This window comes from Caldithrix sp. (assembly GCF_056497305.1).
This window is the reverse complement of sequence record NZ_JBSMDE010000020.1, coordinates 1-9,336: the sequence shown is the minus strand read 5'-3', so window position 1 is coordinate 9,336 and position 9,336 is coordinate 1. Positions and strand designations below refer to the sequence as shown.

The following is a 9,336-nucleotide window of genomic DNA, read 5'->3' as shown; positions in this document are numbered from 1 at the left end:
GAGGGTACTACTCTGTATTGCACCATGGAACCATGCCGGGTTTGCGCCATGCTGATCATCAGTGTGGGAATTAAAAAGGTAGTGGCCAAACGCCGTTACCATGCCGGGCAGGAAACACGCCAATTGTTCAAAAAGGCAGGCATCGAACTGGCGGTTAGGGAAGATCGCGTAGAAACCTACGATAATCAATAAAAACAATGCCCAGAGAAACCCCGGGCATGAATGAAAATTCCAGTGGATAAGAATACTTCCTTCAAAAGATGTAATGCATTAGCGTGCGAAAATTTTTGTACTGAAGATCCTAACCCCCCGGCCCCTTTCCCTTTTTTTAATAAAGGGAAGGGGGAGCAAATTGTTCAGCTTTGTTAAGTTTTCGCCTTATAAGTCAATAAATTTAATTTTTTTTCGAAATCTTTGTGCTCTCTACGGTTAATTTTGGTTGCGGCTTTGCTGCCTTAGAATTTTATTGATTCTTTGAATACCGCCCAGGGTCAACCGCCAGATCGTTAAGATTATGCAAAATAAGGTTTTAAATTATTCCCCTTAAAAGGTCTATCCTACCATGGCGGGAGGCGAAAATTTTTGTGCTATGTGAGGAAGTAAAGTTGTTGAATGGCCTGTCCCCGAGAATCGGGATTTCCGCTTCGCTAAAACAGGCTTCGTCTTTTTCGTCCTCACCTCCTGCCACTTTCTCCACGAAAATCGGGGCCAGGGGGAGTTCAAACTACCATTGGAGATATCGAGCTGAAGCTCGAGTTACGTCTGAAGCGGAATTCAGAAAGACAGACCGGCCAGGCCTTCACCGCCTGGGCACAATTGGCCCTTCGCAAAATAATTCGTAATTTTTAATTAAAATTTTTTTTTGCCCTTTGTGCCTTCTCCTGGCTCTCTGCGGTTATTTAAAGATTGTGGCTTTGCTGCCTTCAATCAACTGTTTGTAGGTCCGATCCCCTCATTACTGATTCTGGGCCTTAAGCGCCTGTAAATCTTTCATGACCTCTTCATGGTGCGTTTTTACTTTTACTTTCGGGTAAACTTTGACAATTTTGCCCTGCGGATCGATCAAAAAGGTAGAGCGTGTGATCCCCATGTATTTTTTACCATACATGCTTTTTTCGCCCCAAACTCCGTAAGTTTCACAAACATGGTCTTCGGCATCGCTTAACAACGGAAATTGAAGGTGATATTTTTCAGCAAATTTTTTGTGACGTTCCACGGAGTCCTTGCTGATTCCCAGAATCACGGCCTTAAGGTTCTTGAAATTAGGCATACTCTCCTGGAAGTTACAGGCTTCCGTGGTGCAGCCGGGCGTCATGTCTTTGGGATAAAAATAGAGCACGACCCATTGTCCTTTAAAATCGGATAATTTAACCCGATTGCCGTGCTGATCCGGCAATTCAAAATCCGGGGCCTGTACACCTGTTTCTAACATTTTATTCCTCCTTTTGTTTTAATTGTTCTGCCAATTGTCTGGCCGCCTTAAATTCGGGCGCCAGCGCTAACACCCTTCTTAAAACCTTTCTGGCTTCCTGGGTCCGGCCCAGACGCGCCAGAGAAACAGCCTGTAGATAACGCAATGCGACTTGTTGCTGGCTATCCAGCTGTTTCATCCAAAGTGGATGATACGTGATTCGATTAATAACGTTTAAAGCCCGGGCAACATTCCCCAAAAGAAACTGAGTCTGGGCCAGTTTGGCTTTTACAAAGGTTGCTCCGGGATGCAGGGCCGCTGCTTTCTGATAGTACTGTCTGGCCAGATCAAACTTTCTTTCCTTAAAATAGGCGTCACCGATGCGCGCTAAAGCCGTTAAATGTGTAGAATCATAGGCCAGAACGGCATGGTACTCCCGCAAAGCCTTATTCATTAAATCATGGGCAAGATAATAATCGCCTAATTGGAAATGAGCGGCGTCCCACAACAACTGTTTTTTGTTGTGTCGGTTGGCCAGCTCATGAATGAGTGGAGGATCAAACGTACGGGCCGAAAAACCGCTTTTGCCGTAAAAAGGCGCCTGGGCTACCAGCTGTACAATTTTTTGTTCTCCGATGGCCAGGTCTAATTCCGTGTAGTGCGCGCAGGAGGGGCCGGCCGACCAATGTGGGTTAGCGCGCAAGATTGAACTTACCCGCCGGGCAAAAGCGTGGGCCATTAGCCAATAGCCCTTTTCATTGGGATGAAGATGTTCCAGAAAAAGGGTGTTGTCGTAAATCCCGTGTTTTGAATGGCGACCAAACAGGCTATCGGTTGGAGCCAGCTCCAGATGATATTGTCCTGCCAGGTGTCGGATTATCCGGTTAATAGCTGAAGGTGCCCGAAAAGGGATGGGATCGTAATCGCGGGCCAGGGCAAAATGCTTTTTTGCCAATTCAAAATTCTGAAAGTAATAGTAAACCTTACCCAGGAGAAAATGCAGAAGTGCATTTTGCGGAAACTGTTTCAAGGCCTGCTTAAGCATTGTTTTTGCAGCGCCAAAGTCTTCGCGTTCTAAGGCGCGCTGAAGGGCGGGTAAATCGGGCCATGGTATTTGTGAAGCGTCGGCCCCTAAAGGTGGCTGATCTTTAAGATTGCTGACCAGCGGTGAGAGCACAACCGGAATGTTTTTTTCTTTGAAAGTCTGCAAAATGGCCGAAAGATTGCGCTGAAAATGGCGGAGTGTTTTTTTGTACAGGGGGCCGTTGAATGGTACGTTGTTTTGTTTGATTGTGCGGGCCATCAGGGTGGTTCCAGAGCTGGTTTTGCGCGGCCCCAAACGGTAGATGATCTCTTCTAAAAGCTGATAGATGCGCCAGTGTTTTAATCTCAAAAATCCCTGTACTAAAAGGGGATTGGAGAAGGCGCCCTGGGCGGAAGCCGGCCCAAAAACCCCGTAAAATTCGTTGTGCCCCATGTAAATGAGAATCAGATCGGGATGGAGCTTTAACACCTCCGGAACCATGAAACGCACGCCCTGAGAATTTACCGCGGAAATGCCCAGATTAATGACCTGCCATTTTTTGTGCGGGAATTGTTTCTTCAGAAAACATTGCAGAAACACCGGAAAGTTGATGTTGATTTCAAATGGAAAACCGGCTGTTGTGGAGCCACCTAAACAGACAATGCGTACGGTGTTGCTCTCTTTACGGGCCCTGAATTTGTGTTCAATCAATTCGGGTGCGGCCGCATCGAAGCGTCCGAAAAACAGTTTCGGGTACTGGCTGTTAATTACGATCCAATCGCCTTCCTGTTTAAAAAGGGGGTAGGAGGTTCCGTAAGAAAGCAGGCGCAGGGAAAGTTCGGCCATACTTAAAAACAAGAGAGGAATCAGAAACAGGCTTGCAAAGAAAATAAATTTTTTCATAAGTCAAATTTAACCGGTTTTTAATAAAGCCCTTCTACCTGGACCCGGGTCCGGGAAGAAGGGCGCAAAGGTTCGACCAGGCGAAAAGACCTCCTTTAAATGGCCCATAAATTTAGGGCCGAATCATCGCTTTTAGGACGATTTTTGTTTCATGCCTTTCATCATCCAGCCTTTGGCCAACCATAAAAAGACGGTGGAAGAGATGGCGATTAAGCCGTAAATGAACCACAGTTTCCCTGAATGTTCAGGCAAACCGGTTTCTGGTCGGGGAATGTACTTTTCCACAAAGTAACCTGAGTAGAGTCCGGTAAGAACTTTGGTTAAAAACCAGGGCAGCTGACCAATACCCATGTAGGCTCCGGTCTTTCCTTCGGGCGCGATTTCGGCAATCCATTGTAAAAAGCGGGGTTGCCACATGGCCTCGCCAATGGACATTATTAAGATGTAAGTGAGGAAGAAGATGACATTGGGCCCAAAGGACAGTAAAAAGGTAGGCGCCGCCATGACCAGCGTGCCGTAGATCATCATCTTGTAAATGTTGCGCGAGGCGGTTAAACCGGCAACTACCGGCGCCAGCACAAAGATCAAAATGGGATTAATGTTGGAAAACAGCTCAAAATATTGGCTGACCACCGAACCATGAAAAGCGCGGTCCAGGTAGTATGGAATGGTCAACCAGTTGTGGGCAAAAAGGGTTTGCACGGGAATGAGCATAAAAATGAATGCCACAAAACGCAGATCTCTGAACGGGTGATCCGGTCGATGCCGTAAGTATTCCCAGCCCGATAGCACAAAGCTGGCGATTAGTAAAACACTGGCCAATAAAAGATTGAATTGCACTTTATCATTACGGATCATCACTACCAAAAAGAGTAAGGCCAGGGTACTCAGGGTGTAAATGGTAAAGGGGATATTGTTGATCTTTTGTTTGAGGGTTGTTTCCTCTCTGGTCTCTTCACCTTCTTCCACAGGCTCCGACATTTCCGCGGTTTCTCTGGCAATTTGCTCAACGGCCTGCTGGTCTGTCTTTTTCGTAAGGATGAGTGCCGTGATCAATAAGGAAACAAAGGTCAGTAATGCGTAAACCCAGAATACGGCGGGCAAGCCATTGGGTGGTAAAATATGTTCAAAGCGGTGCCGAACCAGCGGAGAAATGAATCCGGAAAAAAAGGCGCCCAAATTCATCAGACCATAGATGACCGCGTAGCCCATGGCCGCTGTTTTGGGATTGGTGTAGCGTTTAACGCCGGCGTAACTGGCGGGTTGGTAAAGGCCGTAGCCCAGAACCATTAAGGTAAGCCCAAAGAACATGACAAAAAACATGGGCGAACCGAGCCCCGAGCCCAGAGGAATGGTGCCGGACAATCCGACCAGAGCGCGACCAATGAACATAACTCCAAAGGCGATGATCAATGAGAGGCGTACGCCCAGTTTGTCGGATACTCCTCCTAAAATGAGCATGGCAAAGGTAATGCCTCCGGTAACGTAGCTGTAAACCCAGCCAGCCTGTGGATCGGTTAAAGACACATTCTCAGAACAAAATTTGCCGAGAATAGTAAGAATGCCAAAATAGACCAGCCCCTCAATAATGTAAGGCACATTAATTCCCCAGAGGGCTTTGGGCGCTTTGACAAAAGCCACAAAGGTCTCGCCCAGTTCCTTAAAGGCATCTTTAATAGCCTGACCCAAGGATTTCTTTTCTACCACTTCATCAACCTGTACTTCATCCATAGTAAATCTCCTTGCTTAATGCCTGCATTTCAAAATAAAGGTTTAAATATACGGATTTATGGCGTGTTAAAAAAGAGAATAACGCATTTTTGTAGCAGAAAAATCATAAAAGCCCAGGAGGTGGAGGTATTTCAAAAGTCACAGAAGCAAAGATAGCAGTAAGGCTGAATAGTTAAAAAGTCCCGTCGGGACAAAACGAAATTAGCCCGCCGTTTTAACGGCGGGTAAAACAAACCACACAAAACAATTATCTTCCCAACGGGCCGAAATAGTAAACCGTTTCAACGGTTTACTACTTTAGCGTTCGTAAATTTTTGTTTTGTGAGAGAATGTAAAACCGTTAAATTGCTGTTTTGTTGAATGGTTAAATGAACATCAAGCTGACACACTGAATTCCCATTGATGGTGAATAGGGCCATGGTAGAAAATCTCCCACAGACCTTCCTCCTCTCCCAGACTTTTATTCTGGGAGAGGGGAATCGATGAGGTGAGGGCAATTAATTGTCTTTGTTACTTCTCTACCTGTTTCAAAAAATAGAGATTTCCACTTCGCTCTAACCAGCGGCAAGACCTGTAAGGCTGCGCCTTGCCGTACTGGCTGGCCTCTCCGGCTGCCAGACGGATGTTCTCTGTGGTTGTTTAAATCCCCACAGAAATGTTTTTCGTTGCGGCTCTCCTGCCTCAAGATAAGCATTGCAGGTTGGAAACAAAAAAAATCCGAGTGTCTTTCAAAGAACACCCGGATTTCGTTAGGAAGGAGGAATTCACGATTACTTTTTGATTCCGGCGACTTCTTCCAGCATATCCGTGGTCAGAGATTTTGGTCGCTCGATGGCCTGGCCCACAGCGCGATCCCAAACAATATTGCTCAAAACGCCAATGGCCCGGCCCACTCCGAACATCACTGTGTAAAAATCATATTCGCGAACACCATAATGCCATTGAATGCATCCAGAATGTGCATCCACGTTGGGCCATGGATTTTTGGCCTTGCCCTGTTCTTGCAGAATAGGTGGCACAACCTCGTAAAGCATGCTAACCAGTTGGAAGATGGGATCATCCGGCAGGTGTTTTAAAGCAAATTCACGCTGTGCTGTGTAGCGAGGATCTGTTTTTCTCAAAACGGCGTGTCCATAACCAGGAATTACCTGACCGGCATTCAATGTATCCCAGACGAATTTTTTCAATTCTTCCTTGGTAGGCAATTTTCCGCCCATTTTGTCCATTACCTGCTGAATCCAGCGCAATACTTCTTGATTAGCCAGACCATGCAACGGGCCAGCCAGACCATTCATACCCGCTGAAAGGGCATAATAGGGATCAGAAAGAGCAGAAGCCACCAGATGGGTAGTATGGGCCGACACATTACCGCTTTCATGATCGCTATGCAAAATAAAGTAGAGACGGGCAACTTCATCATACGGATGGTCAATGCCCATCATGTGTGCAAAGTTAGCGCCAAAATCAAGATCCGGATTGGAAGCAATGGGCGTATCGGCTTTGTATTTCATCCGGTAAATGTAGGCGGCAATTTCCGGTAATTTGGCCAATAGATTTAAAGCGTCTTCATAAAAAGGATCCCAATAATCCATCTTGGAAAGGCCTTCGTTGTAGCGTTTTACAAAGACCGATTCACGTTGCATGGCCAGAATAGCCGCAGAAAACATGGTCATGGGATGAGTGTCGCGCGGCATTTCGCGTAATAAATCGTACACGTAATGTGGCACGCGATTTCGGGCTTTAAATTCTTCCACCACATCCTGAATGTCTTCTTCGGTCGGGATTTCGCCGGTTAAAAGCAAATAGAAATGGCCCTCAACATACGGCATTTCAGCGCCTTTTGGTTTGGGTAATTTTTCCAGAACTTCCGGAATGGTGTAGCCGCGGAAGCGAATCCCCTCGTTGGGGTCCAGATAAGAAATGTCGGTGGTCAAACATTTTAATCCGCGCATCCCACCATAAAACTGACGAATGTGCACCTGATCAACGACAACATCGCCGTATTCCTTCATGAGTTTGGTAACTCTTTCACGATAAGAAGGAATTTTTTCTGCTAACTTTTGTTTAAGCTTAGACATACCTATCCCCTTTCTTTAAAAGGTTAAAAGATTATGAATCAGATTTTTTTGAGGATTTTTTTTGCTGACTGCTTTTTGAATTATTGTCTTTATTTTTGTAATCCGTAATGTAAAATCCTGATCCCTTGAAAACGAGACCGGCGCCTGCGCTAATCTTTCGTTCTACGCGTCCTTTACACTTGGGACAAATTCGAATGGGCTCTGCCGAAATACTCTGAAATTCTTCGAATTCGTAACCACAATTTCTACAAATATATTCATAGGTCGGCATCGTCAATCACCTCCTTCTGAGTGCTAACTCACTGCTAAAAGACTGCAAATGCAGGCTACGTTTACAATGTCATCCACACTACAACCACGCGACAAATCATTAAAGGGTCTGGCCAGGCCCTGAATAACCGGACCAATGGCTTCTGCTCCGCCAAGGCGTTCGGCTATTTTGTAAGCAATATTTCCGGCATCCAGATCAGGGAAGATAAATACGTTGGCTTTTCCGGCAACCGGACTACCCGGCGCCTTACGCTGGGCAATTTCCGGAAGCAAAGCCGCATCAAATTGCAATTCACCATCCACTTTTAATTCTGGCGCCAAAGATTTTACCCTGGCGGTAGCCTGAATGACCTTATCCACATCTTCGTGTTGGGCGCTGCCTTTAGTAGAAAAGGAAAGCATGGCGATGCGTGGCTCTTCGCCAACCAGCTTTCTAAAGGTCGTTGCACTGCTAATGGCAATACTGGCCAATTGATCCACATCCGGATTGGGAATTACCGCGCAATCTCCAAAGCCAAATTCCCGCCCATCTTTCAGTACCATAATAAAAGAACTGGACACGGCTTTGATGCCTGGTTTCATGCCAATCACCTGAATAGCGGCCCTCAGAACATCACCCGTAGTAGCCACAGAGCCGGCTACTCCACCGCTTACCTCGCCCCTTCTTACAAGCATGGCTCCGTAATAGAGCACATTTTCAACACTTTGACGGGCCTGTTCCATGGTTATGCCCTTGTGTTTTCGCAATTCAAAAAATTCAGAGGCAAAACCTTCCACTTTCCCCGAAGTAGCCACGTCTTCAATTTCCAGATCATCGATTTCGATATTCTCCTGACGGGCAATCTTTTTTAACGCTTCAGGGTTCCCCAAAAGTATGGGGTGTACAAGATTTTTATCTTTCAAAATTCTGGCGGCTTTTAATACACGGGGGTCGAAAGCTTCTGGTAAAACAATTTTTTTACGGGTTTCGCTGGCCTTGCTCCTAATCTTTTCAATAAAGTCCATTCCGCTTCCCTTTCTTTGCTAATTTCTCTATTAGTTTCCGCTCAACAAATTTTGTTACAAATTTTTCAATATCCCCCCCAAAGTTAGCAACATTTTTAATAATTGTCGAATTTAAATAGGTAAAATTCTCATGAGGCATCAGAAAAACGGTGGTAATTTCATCGGATAGTTGCCGATTCATCAAAGCCATCTGGAATTCATATTCAAAATCGGTAATGGCCCGTAAGCCGCGAATGATGACCTGAGCATTCATTTTTTTGGCGAAATCAACAATCAGTCCATCAAATTTTTCCACACGCACATTGGAAAAATCCTTAACTGCATCCTCGATCATCTCCATGCGTTCATGGACATTAAACAGGGGTTTTTTGGCCGGATTGATAGCCAGAGTAACGATGATCTCATCAAACAGCCGCGAACTGCGTTCAATAATATCGATGTGCCCTAAAGTGATGGGATCAAAAGTGCCCGGGTAAAGTGCAATTTTTTTATCCTTCATCTTCTTCCTTTTTCACAATGAAGCTGATTAAACTTCTTCCCATTTTTTTCTGAATCAGTACTTCGTAACGATCGCTTTCCATTTTTACAGGGTTTATTGTCTCATGTTCCACGACCAGTACACTTTTTTGGGTCATCAGGGGCGAGGCCACCAGGCGATCGATCAATTCCTGTAGTTCCAGATATTTAAAAGGTGGATCTAACAACAATAATTCGCTTTGAAAATCAACGGTTCTGGCAAAATGGATAGCATCGCTTTTAATAATAGAGTACTGTTCTTCCGGAATTCCAATGGCATTTAAGTTTTCTTTTAAAACAGACAAAGAGCTGTCAGACGAATCTACAAAAATGACGCGTCTGGCGCCGCGGCTCAATGCCTCTATGCCCAAATTCCCACTACCTGAAAACAGGTCTAC

General features: G+C 45.5%; 9 protein-coding genes. 1 reads left to right on the top strand and 8 read right to left on the bottom strand.

Going from position 1 to position 9,336, the window contains the following annotated elements:
* On the top strand, positions 1 to 192 hold a 192-nt coding region (locus ACWB0I_RS01835; RefSeq protein WP_479386327.1), incomplete at its 5' end, for a deaminase.
* A 763-nt stretch (positions 193 to 955) separates the two neighbouring features.
* Here ACWB0I_RS01835 and bcp read toward each other — a convergent pair.
* The 8 genes from bcp to ACWB0I_RS01795 form a co-directional block, all read right to left on the bottom strand.
* Positions 956 to 1,432, bottom strand: coding sequence for a thioredoxin-dependent thiol peroxidase (gene bcp, locus ACWB0I_RS01830; protein ID WP_479386326.1), 477 nt, complete (start codon positions 1,430 to 1,432; stop codon positions 956 to 958).
* 1 nt (position 1,433) lies between these two features.
* Positions 1,434 to 3,338 carry a tetratricopeptide repeat protein gene (locus ACWB0I_RS01825; RefSeq protein WP_479386325.1) on the bottom strand — a complete coding sequence of 635 codons (1,905 nt, stop codon included), beginning with the start codon at positions 3,336 to 3,338 and terminating at the stop codon, positions 1,434 to 1,436.
* 132 nt (positions 3,339 to 3,470) lie between these two features.
* Positions 3,471 to 5,069: an MFS transporter gene (locus ACWB0I_RS01820; protein ID WP_479386324.1), complete on the bottom strand. Its 1,599-nt coding sequence runs from the start codon at positions 5,067 to 5,069 to the stop codon at positions 3,471 to 3,473.
* Between the two features lie 770 nt (positions 5,070 to 5,839).
* Entirely contained in the window at positions 5,840 to 7,147 is a 1,308-nt protein-coding gene (locus tag ACWB0I_RS01815; RefSeq protein ID WP_479386323.1) for a citrate (Si)-synthase, eukaryotic, read from the bottom strand.
* 31 nt (positions 7,148 to 7,178) lie between these two features.
* Positions 7,179 to 7,418: an FmdB family zinc ribbon protein gene (locus ACWB0I_RS01810; protein WP_479386322.1), complete on the bottom strand. Its 240-nt coding sequence runs from the start codon at positions 7,416 to 7,418 to the stop codon at positions 7,179 to 7,181.
* A 23-nt stretch (positions 7,419 to 7,441) separates the two neighbouring features.
* Complete coding sequence (gene pta / locus ACWB0I_RS01805) at positions 7,442 to 8,422, bottom strand: phosphate acetyltransferase (protein ID WP_479386321.1); 981 nt, start codon at positions 8,420 to 8,422, stop codon at positions 7,442 to 7,444.
* Complete coding sequence (coaD, locus tag ACWB0I_RS01800) at positions 8,409 to 8,921, bottom strand: pantetheine-phosphate adenylyltransferase (RefSeq protein ID WP_479386320.1); 513 nt, start codon at positions 8,919 to 8,921, stop codon at positions 8,409 to 8,411. The genes pta and coaD overlap by 14 nt, the downstream gene beginning before the upstream one ends.
* A partial coding sequence (locus ACWB0I_RS01795; protein WP_479386319.1) for an RsmD family RNA methyltransferase occupies positions 8,911 to 9,336 on the bottom strand: 426 nt, incomplete at its 5' end. The genes coaD and ACWB0I_RS01795, both read right to left, overlap by 11 nt.

Excerpts from the sequence above, each read along its gene's own strand:
- ACWB0I_RS01810 (WP_479386322.1), bottom strand. The coding sequence starts at position 7,418 with ATGCCGACCTATGAATATATTTGTAGAAATTGTGGTTACGAATTCGAA.
- ACWB0I_RS01815 (WP_479386323.1), bottom strand. The coding sequence starts at position 7,147 with ATGTCTAAGCTTAAACAAAAGTTAGCAGAAAAAATTCCTTCTTATCGT.
- coaD (WP_479386320.1), bottom strand. The coding sequence starts at position 8,921 with ATGAAGGATAAAAAAATTGCACTTTACCCGGGCACTTTTGATCCCATC.
- ACWB0I_RS01825 (WP_479386325.1), bottom strand. The coding sequence starts at position 3,338 with ATGAAAAAATTTATTTTCTTTGCAAGCCTGTTTCTGATTCCTCTCTTG.
- pta (WP_479386321.1), bottom strand. The coding sequence starts at position 8,422 with ATGGACTTTATTGAAAAGATTAGGAGCAAGGCCAGCGAAACCCGTAAA.
- ACWB0I_RS01820 (WP_479386324.1), bottom strand. The coding sequence starts at position 5,069 with ATGGATGAAGTACAGGTTGATGAAGTGGTAGAAAAGAAATCCTTGGGT.
- bcp (WP_479386326.1), bottom strand. The coding sequence starts at position 1,432 with ATGTTAGAAACAGGTGTACAGGCCCCGGATTTTGAATTGCCGGATCAG.